General features: G+C 61.3%; 15 protein-coding genes. 7 read left to right on the plus strand and 8 right to left on the minus strand.

What is annotated here, in order from left to right:
* Positions 1-12 precede the first annotated feature (12 nt).
* A complete protein-coding gene (rarD, locus tag WCL58_RS19165) occupies positions 13-900 on the plus strand; it encodes an EamA family transporter RarD (protein WP_060424204.1) in 888 nt (295 codons plus the stop codon).
* 16 nt (positions 901-916) lie between these two features.
* Here rarD and corA read toward each other — a convergent pair whose 3' ends face one another.
* Positions 917-1,867, minus strand: a complete 951-nt coding sequence (corA, locus tag WCL58_RS19170) for a magnesium/cobalt transporter CorA (RefSeq protein WP_004934262.1) — start codon at positions 1,865-1,867, stop codon at positions 917-919.
* Between the two features lie 445 nt (positions 1,868-2,312).
* Here corA and WCL58_RS19175 point away from each other — a divergent pair, with 445 nt between their 5' ends.
* Entirely contained in the window at positions 2,313-2,786 is a 474-nt protein-coding gene (locus WCL58_RS19175; RefSeq protein ID WP_025160392.1) for a WbuC family cupin fold metalloprotein, read from the plus strand.
* A 45-nt stretch (positions 2,787-2,831) separates the two neighbouring features.
* Here WCL58_RS19175 and uvrD read toward each other — a convergent pair whose 3' ends face one another.
* From uvrD to lptM, 6 genes are all read right to left on the minus strand, one after another.
* On the minus strand, positions 2,832-4,994 hold the full coding sequence (uvrD, locus tag WCL58_RS19180) for a DNA helicase II (protein WP_038874108.1): 2,163 nt from the start codon (positions 4,992-4,994) through the stop codon (positions 2,832-2,834).
* A 78-nt stretch (positions 4,995-5,072) separates the two neighbouring features.
* Positions 5,073-5,789, minus strand: a complete 717-nt coding sequence (gene yigB, locus WCL58_RS19185) for a 5-amino-6-(5-phospho-D-ribitylamino)uracil phosphatase YigB (protein WP_060441210.1) — start codon at positions 5,787-5,789, stop codon at positions 5,073-5,075.
* A complete protein-coding gene (gene xerC / locus WCL58_RS19190; protein WP_033654013.1) occupies positions 5,789-6,700 on the minus strand; it encodes a tyrosine recombinase XerC in 912 nt (303 codons plus the stop codon). The genes yigB and xerC overlap by 1 nt, the downstream gene beginning before the upstream one ends.
* Entirely contained in the window at positions 6,697-7,410 is a 714-nt protein-coding gene (locus WCL58_RS19195; RefSeq protein WP_038874100.1) for a DUF484 domain-containing protein, read from the minus strand. Before WCL58_RS19195 ends, xerC begins: the two co-directional genes overlap by 4 nt.
* The gene (gene dapF / locus WCL58_RS19200) at positions 7,407-8,231 is read right to left on the minus strand and encodes a diaminopimelate epimerase (protein WP_084826275.1); all 825 of its coding nucleotides are present in this window, start codon (positions 8,229-8,231) and stop codon (positions 7,407-7,409) included. The genes WCL58_RS19195 and dapF overlap by 4 nt, the downstream gene beginning before the upstream one ends.
* A gap of 71 nt (positions 8,232-8,302) precedes the next feature.
* On the minus strand, positions 8,303-8,509 hold the full coding sequence (lptM, locus tag WCL58_RS19205; RefSeq protein ID WP_048232385.1) for an LPS translocon maturation chaperone LptM: 207 nt from the start codon (positions 8,507-8,509) through the stop codon (positions 8,303-8,305).
* A gap of 78 nt (positions 8,510-8,587) precedes the next feature.
* On the opposite strand from lptM, the gene cyaY reads away from it, so the two are divergent.
* Entirely contained in the window at positions 8,588-8,908 is a 321-nt protein-coding gene (gene cyaY / locus WCL58_RS19210) for an iron donor protein CyaY (protein ID WP_049200053.1), read from the plus strand.
* Positions 8,909-8,944: 36 nt separating this feature from the next.
* Here the strand turns inward: cyaY and WCL58_RS19215 are convergent, their stop codons facing one another.
* Positions 8,945-11,497 (minus strand): class I adenylate cyclase, encoded by a 2,553-nt coding sequence (locus WCL58_RS19215; RefSeq protein ID WP_019452546.1) that lies wholly within the window; start codon positions 11,495-11,497, stop codon positions 8,945-8,947.
* Positions 11,498-11,813: 316 nt separating this feature from the next.
* Here WCL58_RS19215 and hemC point away from each other — a divergent pair, with 316 nt between their 5' ends.
* Genes hemC through hemY form a run of 4 tightly spaced genes read left to right on the plus strand, consistent with a single transcriptional unit; the run spans position 11,814 to position 15,839 of the window.
* Positions 11,814-12,755 carry a hydroxymethylbilane synthase gene (gene hemC / locus WCL58_RS19220; RefSeq protein WP_038874089.1) on the plus strand — a complete coding sequence of 314 codons (942 nt, stop codon included), beginning with the start codon at positions 11,814-11,816 and terminating at the stop codon, positions 12,753-12,755.
* Complete coding sequence (hemD, locus tag WCL58_RS19225) at positions 12,752-13,492, plus strand: uroporphyrinogen-III synthase (protein WP_060441211.1); 741 nt, start codon at positions 12,752-12,754, stop codon at positions 13,490-13,492. Before hemC ends, hemD begins: the two co-directional genes overlap by 4 nt.
* 22 nt (positions 13,493-13,514) lie before the next feature.
* Positions 13,515-14,639 carry a uroporphyrinogen-III C-methyltransferase gene (hemX, locus tag WCL58_RS19230; protein WP_038874084.1) on the plus strand — a complete coding sequence of 375 codons (1,125 nt, stop codon included), beginning with the start codon at positions 13,515-13,517 and terminating at the stop codon, positions 14,637-14,639.
* A gap of 3 nt (positions 14,640-14,642) precedes the next feature.
* Positions 14,643-15,839 (plus strand): protoheme IX biogenesis protein HemY, encoded by a 1,197-nt coding sequence (gene hemY, locus WCL58_RS19235; RefSeq protein ID WP_336851488.1) that lies wholly within the window; start codon positions 14,643-14,645, stop codon positions 15,837-15,839.
* Positions 15,840-16,183: the final 344 nt, after the last annotated feature.

Genomic DNA, 16,183 nt, shown 5'->3' on the forward strand with positions numbered 1-16,183 from the left:
CCGAGTGACGTCATGGACGCAAAGCAAACGCGTCAGGGCATTTTCTTCGCCCTGGCCGCCTATTTTATGTGGGGCATCGCCCCGGCCTATTTCAAACTGATTCAGCAAGTGCCCGCCGATGAGATCCTCACCCACCGGATCATCTGGTCGTTTTTCTTCATGCTGGCGCTGATCTCGCTGGGCCGCAGCTGGCCGAAAGTGCGGGCCGCCTGTCAAAATCGCAAACGGCTGCTGCTGCTGGCGGTCACCGCGCTGTTGATCGGCGGCAACTGGCTGCTGTTCATCTGGGCGGTGAACAACCACCATATGCTCGAGGCCAGCCTGGGCTACTTCATCAACCCGCTGGTTAACGTGCTGTTGGGGATGCTGTTTCTCGGCGAACGCTTCCGCCGCATGCAGTGGGTGGCGGTGGCGCTGGCGTTCACCGGGGTGCTGGTACAGCTCTGGCAGTTCGGCTCGTTGCCGATCATCGGTCTGGGGCTGGCGTTCAGCTTCGCCTTCTACGGCCTGCTGCGCAAGAAAATCGCCATCGACGCCCAGACCGGCATGCTGATCGAAACGCTGTGGCTGCTGCCGGTGGCGGCGGCCTATCTGTTCCTGTTCGCCGACAGTCCCACCAGCCACCTGAGCGCCAACCCGTGGTCGCTGAACCTGCTGCTGGTCGCCGCCGGCATCGTCACCACCGTGCCGCTGCTGTGCTTCACCGCGGCGGCCACCCGGCTGCGCCTGTCGACGCTCGGTTTCTTTCAGTATCTCGGCCCAACGCTGATGTTCCTGCTGGCGGTCACCTTCTACGGCGAAACCGTCGGCCAGGACAAACTGGTGACCTTCGGCTTTATCTGGGCGGCGCTGATCCTGTTCACCCTCGACGCGCTCTATACCCAGCGCAAGCTGCGCTGAGCCCGGCGCCGCCGGGTTACAGCCAGTTCTTGCGCTTGAAGTACAGGTAAGGGGCCAGGCCGGCCAGGATCATCAAGGTGATGGCGCCCGGGTAGCCGAACGACCATTTCAGCTCCGGCATGAATTCGAAGTTCATGCCGTAGCTGGAGGCCACCAGCGTTGGCGGCAGGAACACCACCGACACCACCGAGAAGATCTTGATGATGCGGTTCTGCTCGATGTTGATGAAGCCCATCGCCGCCTGCATCAGGAAGTTCACCTTCTGGAACAGCGATTCGTTGTGCGGCAGCAGGGATTCGATGTCGCGCAGCACTTCACGCGCCTGCTCCAGCTGGCCGGTCGGCAGACGCGCCTTGCGCACCAGGAAGTTGAGCGCGCGCTGGGTATCCATCAGACACAAACGCACCTTCCAGCCGATATCTTCCAGCTCCGCCAGCGTCGACAGCGCGGCGTCATATTCGTCGCCCTGATGCCCTTCCATGATCACCCGGCTGAGCTGCTCCAGATCGCTGTAGATGTTCTCTATCTCGTCCGCCAACTGCTCAATCTTGGTTTCGAACAGATCCAGCAGCAGTTCGTAGGCGTTGCCTTCGAGCATGGTCTGGTTGCGGGCGCGCATGCGGTACAGGCGAAACGCCGGCAGTTCACGCTCGCGCAGGGTATACAGGCGGCCGTCGCGGATGGTGAACGCCACCGTGGAGTTGCCGGCGTGATCTTCCGCATCTTCAAAGTAGAAGAAGGAGTGGATATGCAGACCGTCTTCGTCTTCGAAGAAACGGGCGGAGGCTTCGATGTCGTCCAGCTCGGGACGCGTCGCCAGGCTTTGTCCCAGCTCATTCTGCACGCGCTCACGCTCGCCCTCTTCCGGCTCGACCAGGTCAACCCACAGCGATGACGTGAGATCATCCGAGTCGTCCAGCTCCAGACGGGACAAGCGGCGGTTATCTAATTTAAAAGCGCTCAGCATGTGCCAAAACTCCGTGAAGGTAACGGGTGCGGACAACGCGTTGAAGCACAGAAACAGAGGGGATGCGTATCACCGATTTGTTTCAGACCATGAAGAGATCTGACTCATAGCGACGCTTTGCGGGGTCGCCGACAACCACGAAGGCTATCAGCAAAAACGGAGAGCCTTAGAAGTTATACCTGCGGCGCAGGTCAGTGAGCCAGTATCTACTGGGTGTGTCCAAGGCGTCTGTCCTCAATGATAATAGTGCGCGCATGTTACGCCGAGAGGAAAAAGCCTGTCAACACGTTAGGCGGGATAATTGCGCAACAAATCATCACGATGATCAATGGTAAAAATGGCGCTTAAACCGTGCTGAAAAAGTCGCGGCGATCGCTTACCGCCACCAAGAATGTTGTTAAGATGACATCACCCTAATGGTACGACAAGCATGCGGATTTAAATGATGAAACAGATTACCGCCCATGAACTGACCGCGATGAGCGAACAGGCCGCCAGCGTGGCCCGCCTGCGCGCGCACCGCACTTTACACGAAGAGTTGAGCGACCCGGTGCAACGCCTGGCGATCGCCATGGAACCCGGCACCTATATCCGCCCGCACCGTCACCCGCAAACCTGGGAATTGCTGACGCCGCTGCGCGGCCGTTTTGTCGTATTGCAGTTCAACGATGACGGCGTCGTCACGCAGCGCACCCTGCTCGGCGAAGAAACCAAAGTGCTGGAGATGCCGGCATTTACCTGGCATGCGGTGCTGTCGGTCGATGCCGGCGGCGTGGTGTTCGAAGTGAAGCAGGGCCCGTATCAGGCGCTGACCGAAGAGGACTGCATGCAATGGGCGCCGCAGGAAGGCGGCGAAGGCACCGAAGCGGTAATGCGCTGGTATGCCACCGCGCAGGTCGGCGATCGCTACCCTCACTGATAATGAACGATTGCAGGGGCGTGCCCCTGCAACTCTCCCCGCTCTTTATACCGTTTCCAGGCGAGCGTAGGCCGCCACCAGCCACTTGATGCCCTCGCCCGGGAAAGCGATCTGCAGCCGGCTGTGCTCGCCGCTGCCCTCCAGATTGACGATGGTGCCTTCGCCAAACTTGGGATGGCGCACGCGCTGGCCCAGCTTGTAGCCGGTATCGTTCTCGCTGATCGGCGTGCCCATGCGGCGGTGATTGACCGGGCGCGATACGCTGGCGCGCAGGCGCACTTCTTCCACACACTCTTCCGGCAGCTCGCCGATAAAGCGCGACGGCCGGTGGTAAACCTCTTTACCGTACAGACGGCGCGTTTCGGCATAGGTCAGCGTCAGCTTCTGCATGGCGCGCGTTACGCCCACATAGGCCAGGCGGCGCTCCTCTTCCAGACGGCCGCCTTCATCCAGCGACATCTGGCTCGGGAACATGCCTTCTTCCATGCCGACGATAAACACCAGCGGGAACTCCAGGCCCTTGGCGGAGTGCAGGGTCATCAGCTGCACCGCGTCCTGATAGGCGTCGGCCTGGCCTTCGCCCGCCTCCAGGGCCGCATGCGACAGGAACGCCTGCAGCGGCATCAGATCCTGATCTTCTTCCTGATAGCTGAACTGGCGCGTCGCCGTCACCAGTTCCTCAAGGTTTTCGATGCGCGCCTGCCCCTTTTCGCCTTTCTCCTGCTCATACATGATGAACAGCCCGGAATCGCGGATCACCCGGTCGGTCTGCACGTGGAGCGGCATGTCGGCGGTTTCATGCGCCAGCGACTCCACCAGTTCGATAAAACGCTGCAGCGCCGACGCGGCGCGGCCGGCCAACACTTTGTCCTGCATCAGCTCGCGCGTCGCCTGCCACAGCGTCAGCTGGCGATCGCGCGCCGCCTGGCGCACCACGTCGAGGGTACGATCGCCGATGCCGCGCGTCGGGGTGTTGACCACGCGCTCGAAGGCCGCATCGTCGTTGCGGTTGGAAATGAGGCGCAGGTAAGCCAGCGCATCCTTGATTTCCTGGCGTTCGAAGAAGCGCTGGCCGCCGTAGATGCGGTACGGCATCGCCGTCTGCAGCAGCGCCTCTTCCAGCACGCGCGACTGAGCGTTGCTACGGTACAGGATGGCGCAGTCGTTCAGCGCCCCGCCGTTGTCCTGCCAGGTCTTGATGCGGTTGACCACAAAGCGCGCTTCGTCGAGTTCGTTGAAGGCACAGTAAATGGAGATCGGTTCGCCTTCGCCGCCTTCGGTCCACAGGTTTTTGCCCATGCGCCCGTCGTTGTTGGCGATCAGGGTGTTGGCCGCTTTCAGGATGTTGCTGGTGGAACGGTAGTTCTGCTCCAGGCGGATGGTTTCCGCGCCGGGGAAATCTTTCAGGAAGCGCTGGATGTTTTCCACCTGCGCGCCGCGCCAACCGTAGATCGACTGGTCATCGTCACCGACGATCATCACGTTGCTGTTGCCGCCCGCCAGCAGACGGATCCAGGCGTACTGGATGCTGTTGGTATCCTGGAATTCGTCCACCAGCACGTTGGTGAAACGTTCGCGGTAGTGGTTGAGGATATGCGGCTTGTTCAGCCACAGCTCGTGCGCGCGCAGCAGCAGCTCGGCGAAATCCACCAGCCCCGCGCGATCGCAGGCTTCCTGATAGGCCTGGTAGATGCGCAGCCAGGTGGCCTCTACCGGGTTGTTGTAGGTCTCGACGTGCTGTGGCCGCAGGCCCTCGTCTTTCTTGCCGTTGATGTACCACATCGCCTGACGCGGCGGCCACTGCTTCTCGTCGACGTTCAGCGCCTTGATGATGCGCTTGAGCAGCCGCAGCTGGTCGTCGCTGTCGAGGATCTGGAAATCCTGCGGCAGGTTGGCTTCCAGGTGGTGGGCGCGCAACAGACGATGCGCCAGGCCGTGGAAGGTGCCGATCCACATGCCACCCTGACTGGTGCCGATCAGATGTTCGATACGGTGGCGCATTTCCGCCGCCGCCTTGTTGGTGAAGGTCACCGCCATGATCGAATACGGCGAACAGTTCTCCACCGACAGCAGCCAGGCGATGCGATGCACCAGTACCCGGGTCTTGCCGCTGCCCGCCCCGGCCAGAACCAACAGGTTGCTGCGCGGCGCCGCCACGGCTTCACGTTGTTTTTCATTCAGGCTGTCGAGCAGATCGGAGACGTCCATAGGCACCACTAATGGTTAAGGGAAAACCCGCCGCTGGCGGGTTTTTCACTGGAAATTTATACAGAGTTCTGGCAGGGATTATAACAATGCTGTCAGCGATGCCAACTGCGAAATCTCAATATGCGGCAACAGGCGGCTGTCGGCGGCCCGCATCAGATCCCGTTGCCGATCGTTGATCCAACAGGCCTGCAGCCCCGCGCGCAGCGCGCCGGCGACGTCGGTAGTCAGATCGTCGCCCACGTGCAGAATCTGCTCGGGCGCCACGCCCAGCCGCTCGACGGCCAGGTGGTACATGTCCTGGTACGGTTTGGCGCGGCCGTCCGGCCCGGAGCGCAACACGAACTGGAAGTAGCCGTCCAGGCCACACTGTGCCGGATCGGCGTTGCCGTTGGTGATCGCCACCAGCGGATAGCGCGCGGCCAGCGCCTTCAGCGTGGCGTGGGTCGCTTCCGGTACCTCGATGCGGCTGCGCCACAGCGCGAAGTTTTGCATCGCCGCATCGGCCCCGATCGCCGCGTCGGCATCGCGCAGCCCCTGCCGGCTCAGCGCCAGATGAATAGCGCGCCAGCGCCACTGGGTGACGTCGTGGTAGATCTCCGGATCCTGCTCGCGCAGCTCCTGACGCAGGCGGTGGAAATCCGCCGACTGGAAGCTGTTCAGACCGGGATGGTAGCTCTGCAGGAAGGCCACCGACTGTTGTTCGGTCTGTCTAATCACCGGGCGATTGTCATACAGCGTGTCGTCCAGATCGAAAGTCAGCGCCGCCAGCGGGCGCAGCGGGCGATAAAAATGCATCAGGATTTCCCCCGTTTGGCGCGCGGATGCGCGGCATCGTACACGTTCGCCAGATGTTGAAAGTCGAGGTGGGTATAAATTTGCGTGGTGGTCAGGTTGGCGTGGCCGAGCAGCTCCTGCACCGCGCGCAGATCGCCGCTGGACTCCAGCATGTGGGTAGCGAAGGAGTGGCGCAGCTTGTGCGGGTGGATATGGCTGTTGACGCCCTGTTTCACGCCCCATTCGGCGAAGCGCTTTTGCACATTGCGCGTCGAGATGCGCCGCCCCTGATTGGACAGGAACATCGCGTCATCTTCCGGCCCGAACAGATCGCGCATCGCCAGCCAATGTTCCAGCCAGGTGACGGCGGTGCGCCCGATCGGCAATTTGCGCTCTTTGCTGCCTTTCCCCATCACCCACACCTCGCCGGCGGCCATGTCGACATGGCGGCAATCCAGCCCCACCAGCTCGGAGAGGCGCAGGCCGGCGCCGTACATCACCTCCAGCATGGCGCGATCGCGCACCGCCAGCGGATCGTTGAGATCGATCTCCAGCAGCTGGTTCATTTCATCGACGTCGATGTTTTTCGGCAGATGGCGGCCGCTGCGCGGCGTGCGGATGCCTTTGGCGGGGTTGGCGTGCAATACGCCCTGGCTGACCAGCCAGTCGAGGAAACTGCGCAACGAAGAGAGCCGTAGCGCCAAGCTGGCGGACTGCAGGCCGGCGCGTTTGCTGCGCGCCGCCAGCATGCGCACCCGGGCGGCGTCCAGCGCCGTCCAGTCGGTGACGCCAATCTCCTGCGCCAGGCGCATCAGCGCCGCCAGCTGGCGCGAATAGCTGAGCTGCGTCAGCGGGCTGAGTTGCCGTTCTACCTTGAGATAACGCAGAAAAGCGTCCACCGGCTGCTGCAGGCTGGGCGCAATCGGCGTCATGCGCGTTCGACCCAGCGTTCCAGCAGTTCCGGCAGCATGCGCGCCAGTTGATTGAGCATCACCGTGCCCATGCCCTGCTGATAGTGTTGCGTATCGCGGCTGCTGAAGATCACCATGCCCAGTTCGCCGTCGTCGCCCAGCATCGACAGCGCCACCGAGCCAATCTGGCCAATCTGTTTGGCCTGCGGCAACAGCAGCAGCAGTTCGGGGCCGTTCAGGCCGCCGAGGTAGTGTTGTTCGCTGCCCAGCCGCTGAATGCGGAACGGCTCGAATGCCGAACGCGTCAGCGCCAGGTGGGTAAAGTCGGAAGGCGCGCCGATCTTCCAGCGTTCGGCGAACAGGCGCACCGTGGCACCGGCCAAACCGAAGCCGCGCGCCCAGCGCTGCAGCCGGTTGAGCATGTCCTGCAGGCTGTCGGCGGTGGCCAAATCGGCCTGCAGGTGCAGCAACCGGGCGAACAGCCCTTCGTTGGCGCTGGCCTGTTCCATCAACAGCGTGATCTCTTCTTCCAGCCGTTCGATGTGATTGCGCTGGCGGGCCAGATGCCATTCCACCAGCGAAACGGTGCCGCGCACCGGGTGCGGCACGCGCATCTGCTCAACCTGGCGTGCGTTGCGAATAAAGAAATCCGGGTTCTGCAGCAGATACTGCATCACGGTGTCGTCATCCAGCGCCAGGCCGGCGACGCTCTGTTCTTCTACGCTCTTCATAGATGAATAAATCCGTCATAGACATGGGTTGCCGGGCCGGTCATAAACAGCGCGTTGCCCGGCCCTTTCCAGCGAATATGCAGGCTGCCGCCCGGCAGTTCTACATGCACCTCTTCTGACAGCAATTCCTGTTGGATCCCCACCGCCACCGCCGCACAGGCGCCGCTGCCGCAGGCCTGCGTTTCGCCGGCGCCGCGCTCGTAAACGCGCAGCTTGATGTGATCGCGGCTGACCACCTGCATAAAGCCGATGTTGGCCCGTTCCGGGAAGCGCTCATGCCCTTCCAGCACCGGCCCGAGCAGCTCCACCTTGGCGGTTTTTACATCATCCACCTGCAAAACACAATGCGGGTTGCCCATCGACACCACGCCGCACAGCACGGTCTGTTCCGCCGCGCGCATGATGTAGGTCTTTTCGGCCTTGGCGGCGCGGAACGGCACCGCCTGCGGATCGAAGTTCGGCTCACCCATGTTGACGCACACCAGATCGTCGTCGGTGACGCTGAGCACCATGCGCCCGGTTTGGGTGCTGACGCGGATATCGCGCTTGTTGGTCAGCCCTTTCAGCCGCACAAAGCGCGCGAAGCAGCGCGCGCCGTTGCCGCACTGCGCCACTTCGCTGCCGTCGGCGTTGAAAATTCGGTAGTGAAAATCCAGCTCGGGATCGTAAGGCGGTTCTACCACCAGCATCTGGTCAAAGCCGACGCCCAGGTGCCGATCGGCCAGCCGGCGGATCAGCTCAGGTGAAAAATAGACATTCTGTGTAACGGCATCGACCACCATAAAGTCGTTGCCCAGACCGTGCATTTTGGAGAACTGCATATCATACTCCGCTATCTGGACGCGCTATCCGTCTTGATTTTGCGGCGGCGCTCGCCACCGCAAACAGGGTGTTACTGGTCGACCATCGACGGTTTTTGCTGAGAGCCAGACTGCTCCTGCTGGTTCTTTTGCACCTGATCGCCCGTTTGCACCGGCGGCTTGGCCGGTTTTTGGCCGGCGGAATCGGCAGGTGGGAAGTAAAGCGGGCCCTTCAGACCACAGCCGGCGAGGCCGGTAAGCAGAACTGCCATCAGCGCATAGCGTAGTTGTTTTTTCATTTGCATTAATGCCTGTAATTCATGCGTCCAAGGTCTCTATAATCGCAGGTGGATCATGAAAAGCAATAGGAATTGAATATGAACGACAGCGAGTTTCATCAGTTGGCCGACCAGCTGATGCTGAATATTGAAGAGACACTGGACGATTTTGACGGCGATGCGGACATCGATTACGAAACCAATGGCGGCGTGATGACGCTGAGCTTCGAAAACGGCACCAAAATCGTCATCAACCGCCAGGAGCCGCTGCACCAGGTGTGGCTCGCCACCAAGGCCGGCGGTTACCACTTCAACTACCGCGACGGCGTCTGGCTATGCGATCGCAGCGGGCAGCCGTTTTATCAGCTGCTCAGCGAAGCGGCCAGCGCACAGGCCGGTGAGGAACTGCAGTTTTCCTGAGGCGATGCAGGGCTCGGCAACCGAGCCCTTGCGGCGTCAATGCAGCTGGAACTGCTGTTTGAGCGGCTGTGCGGCGCCATCGGCCACCGTCACGCACAGGCTGGACAGCACGTTGCTGCGGAACGGGATCACCTGCGTGCGCCCGTCGAGCTGCACGATCTGATAGAACTGCGGCAGGTTGAAGTTGATGAAGCTGGAGCCGTAGGTGAAGCGATCGTGCGATGAAGAGTAGAAGCGGCTGACGTCGCGCACCAGCTCCTCTTTACTGCCCTCGCAGTGGTGATACACCTCCACCCGATTCGACTCGTCCAGAATATAGATGTTGAAGCCCTTGTCGTCCGAGGTGTCTTCGAAGAAGAACTGGATGATCCCCTCGCTGGCGAAGCCATCTACCACCGGTGGCAGATGCACCTGATCGGTTTCCACCTTGATAGACAGGCCGTGCAGCTTGTTGTTGGAGATGGCGCCGTAAAACTCCACCGCGTTCTCCAGCTTTTGCACCGACACGCTCAGGCGTTCGAAGAACAGCCCCCAGGTCTGCCCGGCGACGCGTACCGCCTTGAAGCGGCCGGGCTCCAGGCGGGTGCTGGACAGGCGCAGCTCAATGCACTCCGACACCAACTGCTGGATGCGGGTGCGGATCAGGCCGCGCAGGTGCTGGCTGTAGCAGAACACTTCCACCGACTCCGGCGGCGCGGCGTCCTGGTGCATTTTGCCGAGAATGGTTTTCAGCGCTTCCAGCACCGACTGTTCGCCGCTGAAATGCAGGGTGCGCACTTCGTTCCAGGAGTTGCGGTACAGCAGATCGATGCTGCCGACCAGGCACTGCTGCTGCTGGCCGAAGCTGAACACGTCCAGCTTGCGGAAATCGAAGTGCACCACCTGGTTGCGGAAGGCGGCGGTCGGATCGTTTTCCAGATTGACGATGATTGCCAGATGGCGAATTTCGCACGGGCTGTACAGCGCTTTCGGCGTCGGCGCCGGCAGGCGCAGCGGGAAGTGATGAGAAACGTCGGCCACCAGTTCCTGCAGCTTGGCGGTGTCGCACAGGTTGCCGCTCTTGATGTGCAGGCGGGTCTGCGGAGTCAGCAGGCCGTTGAAATAGGCCCAGGCCACCAGCTTGTTCAGGTAGCGGTTATATTCCAGCGGCTGATGGCTGACGATCGAATCCATGGCCGGCGCCTGATTATACAGGTACCAGCCGGTGCGGTTGGCGCGGCCAACCGGCACGTGAATAAAGGTTAAATCGTTTTCCGACAGGTCCGGCGAAATCTGCGGGTTCACCAGCGTCACCTTGCCGGGCAGCGCCTCGAACGCCGCGTACAGTTTGCGGGTCAGCACGCCGATATCCTGCGGGCTGGCGCTGACGCTGAGGTTGTTGCGGCGGGCGAAACGGATCAGGTTGCGGTAGCTCTGCATCATCGCGTCGAGCAACTCGTTATGCGCTTCACGCACCCGTTCGATTTTCCAGTTGGCGCGGTTGTCCAGCATCGCCAGACGCTCTTCGCTCCAGCCCCACTCGCTGACCAGCTGGCTGAGGATCTCGCGCCGCCAGCCGACACAGGCCTTGGCCAGCGACAGCTTTTCACACACTTTCAGGTAGAAACAGCGGCGGGCCAGATCGAGGCGGGTGGTGTCGTTGATGTCGGTCAGGTAGCGGGTCACGCGCTCGAGCATCATGCAATAGGCATCGAGCCCGAAGCTGACGATCTCCCCCTGATGCAGGCGGTGTTTGATGTCCGTCGCCAGCAGCTGGGTATTGGGGTATTCCCAGGAATAGGCTTCCAGCAGCAGGGTCTTCAGCACCGCCTTGTAAGGCGAATCGATGCTCTTGTACAGCTGCCACAGGCTGGCGCCGAAATACTCTTCCGCCGACAGCGAACTCAGGCCGCCGAGATCCAGCCACTCGTTCGGCGTCAGCGCGCCCTGCGCGTACAGCGACAGCACGTATTCATCGTAGTGCGCTTCTTCTTCGCCCGGCACCATGTTCCACAGGATGCGTTTGCCGGCCAGGCGCACCGCGGTGCGGTAGAATTCGTCGAGCAACAGGATATGCTGCGTCGAGCCGCAGTCTTCGCCGCCCAGGCTGCCGCTTTCATTATGGCGGAAGCGGTTTTCGTCGATCAGGAAGAAGCTGACTTCCACCCCCATCGAGGCGGCCCACTTCTCAAGCAGGCTGCATTTTTGCTGCAGGCGGGTGCGTTCTTCGTTGTCCAGCCAGGACTGGTGGCAGACCCAGATGTCGAGATCCGAGCTGCAGCTTTGGCCGATAGACGAGGTGCTGCCCATCGAGTAGACGCCGGTGATCGGCAGCTCGCCGCTGGCCGGTTTGTCAAACGGGCTGCCCCATTTGTCTTCTAAATCGTTCAGGTAATCTTGTTGAGTTTCATCAGGCGTGTAGAGGCAAATGCCATGGGGAACGTTACCGTTCAGGTAACCCGGCATCAGCGGGTGGTGGTGGTGCAGTAAGGTGGGCAGCAGACTGTATACCCGTTGAAACGCGGGCTTCATAGCCGCCAGGGCGCGATCGACGCGTAGCTGATTGATCGCATCCAGTCTCTGCTTCAATGTCTCGATGTAGAGGTACAAGACGTCTCGCCTGATTATCCCGGTGTTTAGAAAAAAACCCGTATTCCATAAGCGCCGTTAGTGTAAGAAGAATATTTGGCGACTTATTGCTGGAAACGTGATCAATTTAACACCTTGCTGATTGACCGTAAAGGAGGTAACGCTTCACAATTATTGTAGCGCTTCCCTAAACGATTTACCCGCAGTGTTAACTGCCCCAAAGCACATCACACGTCCCTTTGATTCCGTTGTCCTTTTTCCGCCTCCGGCTTCTTGCACTGACAGTATTGGCTCTCAGTGGTAGGATGGATGGCGAAATATAAAAACGGTAACAAGCATGTTAGACAAAATTATTCGAATTGCCACCCGACAAAGCCCGCTTGCACTTTGGCAAGCACATTATGTGCAGCAACGTCTGATGGCCTGCCATCCCGGCCTGCAGGTCGAGTTGGTGCCGATGGTCACGCGCGGCGACGTTATTCTGGATACGCCGCTGGCGAAAGTCGGCGGTAAAGGCCTGTTTGTTAAAGAACTCGAGCTGGCGCTGCTGGAAGGCCGCGCCGACATCGCCGTGCACTCGATGAAAGACGTGCCGGTCGATTTCCCTGCCGGCCTGGGTTTGACCACCATTTGCGAACGCGAAGATCCGCGCGACGCTTTTGTTTCTAACCGTTTCGCCTCGCTCGATCAGCTGCCGCAGGGCAGCGTGGTCGGCACTTCCAGCCTGCGCCGCCAGTGCCAACTGCGTGAACGTCGCCCGGATCTGATCGTGCGCGACCTGCGCGGCAACGTCGGCACTCGCCTGGCCAAGCTGGACAACGGCGATTACGACGCGATTATTCTGGCGGTGGCCGGCCTGAAACGCCTGGGGCTGGAGCAACGCATCCGCAGCCCGCTGAGCGCCGAAGAGTGCCTGCCGGCGGTCGGCCAGGGTGCGGTCGGCATTGAATGCCGCCTCGACGACAGCGTCACCCGCGCGCTGCTGGTGCCGCTGAACCATGCGGCCACCGAAACCCGCGTACGCGCCGAACGGGCGATGAACACCCGTCTGGAAGGCGGCTGCCAGGTGCCGATCGGCAGCTATGCCGAACTGGATGGCGACAGCCTGTGGCTGCGTGCCCTGGTCGGTGCGCCGGACGGCAGCCAGATGGTGCGCGGCGAACGCCGCGGCCCGGCCGCCGAGGCTGAACGGATGGGCGTTGAGCTGGCGGAAGAGCTGCTGGCGCGCGGCGCACGCGAGATCCTGCGCGAAGTTTACCAGGGAAATCCGCCGGCATGACGATCCTGGTAACCCGCCCATCGCCTTCGGGCGAGCAGTTAGTGAGCCGGCTGCGCGCACTCGGCCGGGTTGCCTATCATGCACCGCTGATCGACTTCGCCCCCGGCGGCGATCTGCCGCAGCTGCCGCAGGCGTTGCAGCAGCTTAGCGTCGGCGATCTGGTGTTCGTGCTGTCGCAGCATTCGGTGAACTATGCCGATTCGGTCATCGGCCGCGCCGGGCTGAGCTGGCCCGCGCACCTGACTTATTACGCCATCGGCCGCACCACCGGGCTGGCGCTGCACCGCATCAGCAGTTTGCCGGTGGAATACCCGCGTGAACGCGAGATCAGCGAAACGCTGCTGCTGCTGCCGGCGCTGCAAAAACTGGCGGGCAAACGCGCGCTGATTTTGCGCGGCAACGGCGGCCGCGAGCTGCTGGGCACGACGCTGAGCGAGCGCGGCGCCGACGTCAGCTATTATGAATGCTATCAACGCAGCCCGGTGCACTACGACGGCAGCGAGCAAAGCGCCCACTGGCAGCGCGCCGGTGTGGATACGCTGGTAGTGACCAGCGGTGAAATGTTACAACAGCTCTATACTTTAGTTCCTGATTACTATCGTTCTTCATGGCTGCTGCGTTGCCGCCTGGTAGTAGTGAGCGAACGCCTGGCTACCCTCGCCCGGGACTTGGGCTGGCGTACGATTCGGGTAGCTGACAACGCCGATAATGACGCGCTGATCCGCGCGCTACAATAATCTGACTATGGGATGTGCCACTATGACGGAACAAAATACCCCATCCGCCCCGGTTGAAGAGCCAACCACCGCGGTTGAGAGCTCCCAGCAGCCAGCCGCTGCCAGCCGCAAAGGAAAGAACACCGGCCCGGTGCTCGGCGCGATCGCTATCGTGCTGGTCATCGCCCTCGGCGCGGGCGGCTATTACCACACGCACAAGCAGGCGCAACAGCTGATCGCCGCCAATCAGGCGCTGCAGCAGCAGCTTGAAGGCGTGAAGCAGAGCCAACAGCAGGAAAGAAATGCGCTGGAGGGTCTGTTGCAGCAGCAGGGTAAAACCCTGGACGCCGCCGACCGCGAGCAGGCGAATCTGGCGCGCCAATTGAGCGAACTGCAGGAAAAAGTGGCGACCATCTCCGGCAGCGACGCCAAAACCTGGCTGCTGGCGCAGGCCGATTTCCTGGTGAAAATGGCCGGCCGCAAGCTGTGGAGCGATCAGGACGTCACCAGCGCCGCCGCGCTGCTGAAAAGCGCCGACGCCAGCCTGGCGGACATGAACGATCCGAGCCTGCTCGACGTGCGCCGCGCCATTACCGAAGACATCAGCACGCTTTCTACGCTGACCCAGGTCGATTACGACGGCATCATCCTCAAGGTCAATCAGCTGTCCAATCAGGTGGATAACCTGCGTCTGGCGGATAACGACACCGACGAAGCGCCGATGGATCAAAACAGCAGCGAACTCTCCAGCTCGATCGGCGAGTGGCGGCAGAACCTGGCCAAGAGCTGGCGCAATTTCATGGCCGACTTCATCACCATCCGTCGCCGCGACACCAGCGCCGAGCCGCTGCTGGCACCGAACCAGGACATCTACCTGCGCGAAAACATCCGTTCGCGCCTGCTGGTGGCCGCACAGGCCATCCCGCGCCACCAGAACGAGACCTACAAACAATCGCTGGAAACCGTCTCCACCTGGGTGCGCGCCTATTTCGACACCACCGATCCGGCGACCAAGGCCTTCCTGGAAGAGCTGGACAGCCTGAGCCAACAGTCGATCTCGATGGACGTGCCGGATCAGCTGAAAAGCCAGCCGCTGCTGGAAAAAGTGATGCAGACCCGGGTGCGCAACCTGATGACCCAGTCCCCTGCCGCTCACCAGGAGGGTTAAGCCATGTTACGCGTGCTATTTCTGTTCCTGGTGGTGATCGCCAGCGTGGTGCTCGGGCCGATGCTGGCCGGGCATCAGGGCTATGTGCTGATCCAGACCGACAATTACAATATTGAAACCAGCGTCACCGGCCTGGTGATTATGCTGGTGCTGCTGTTCGTGGTGCTGCTGGCGATCGAGTGGATCCTGCGCCGCATCTTCCGTACCGGCGCCCGCACGCGCGGTTGGTTTATCGGCCGCAAGCGCACCCGCGCGCGCCAGCAAACCAAAGCCGCGCTGATCAAGCTGGCGGAAGGCGACTACAAGCAGGTCGAGAAGCTGATGACGCGCAACGCCGACCACGCCGAACAGCCGGTCGTGAACTACCTGCTGGCCGCCGAGGCCGCACAGCAACGCGGCGACGACTTCCGTACCAATCAGTATCTGGAGCGCGCCGCCGAAGCGGCCGACACCGATCAGCTGCCGGTGGACATCACCCGGGTTCGTATCCAGCTGGCGCAGGGCGAGAACCACGCCGCGCGCCACGGCGTCGATCGCCTGCTGAACCAGGCGCCGCGTCATCCGGAAGTGCTGCGTCTGGCGGAACAAGCCTATCTGCGTACCGGCGCCTATGCGTCGCTGCTGGAAGTGCTGCCGTCGATGCGTAAAATCGAACTCCACAGCGAAGAGCAGCTGCAGGCATTGCAGCAACAGGCGTACATCGGGCTGATGAATCAGGCGATGGCGGACGAAGGCAGCGAAGGCCTGAAGCGCTGGTGGAAAGATCAGAGCCGCAAGACGCGTCACGAAGTGCCGCTGCAAATCGCGATGGTGGAACACCTGATCGAATGCAACGACCACGAACTGGCGCAGGAGATTGTGCTCGACAGCCTGAGGCGCCAATACGACGAGCGCCTGGTGCTGTTGCTGCCGCGGCTGAAATCCGGCAACCCCGAGCAGTTGGAAAGAGCGCTGCGTCAGCAGATGAAACAACACGGCGCGACGCCGCTGCTGAACAGCACGCTGGGGCAGCTGTTGATGAAGCACGGCGAGTGGCAGCAAGCGGCCGACGCCTTCCGTGAAGCGCTGAAACAGCGCCCGGATGCCTACGACTACGCCTGGTTGGCCGATACGCTGGAGAAACTGCATCGTTCGGATGAAGCGGCGCAGATGCGGCGTGAGGGGCTGATGTTAACGCTGAAACAGAACGGCGGCGAATAACGCCCTGCCTGAGAGAGAAAAGCGCGGCCCCGATGCCGCGCTTTTTTTTGCCCAATGGCTTTCTGAAGCGCAAAAAAAACACTTGCCGCAGGGCAAGTGTATAAAGAAGCAATCAGGTCTAGGACAACAGGGGCGGTGCCTCACTCAACGTTCTGCCCTGAGCGTGATGACGGGTTAGTCATCGTTCTCGTGGGCGATAGGCACCCTAAATCGGCTCTGCGTCATTCCCAGGGTTTATGAGGCCTAAGGCGAACATAAGAGGTGGAATGAGCATCTACGCAAGAGATAGTGCATTTGGCGTGCCAACTTTTAAATTTAGGCTCTCAAATAGAAAATATAGCTCA

Source organism: Serratia sp. TMDUHS_CL, assembly GCF_037137105.1.
GTDB classification, from domain to species: Bacteria; Pseudomonadota; Gammaproteobacteria; order Enterobacterales; family Enterobacteriaceae; genus Serratia; species Serratia nevei.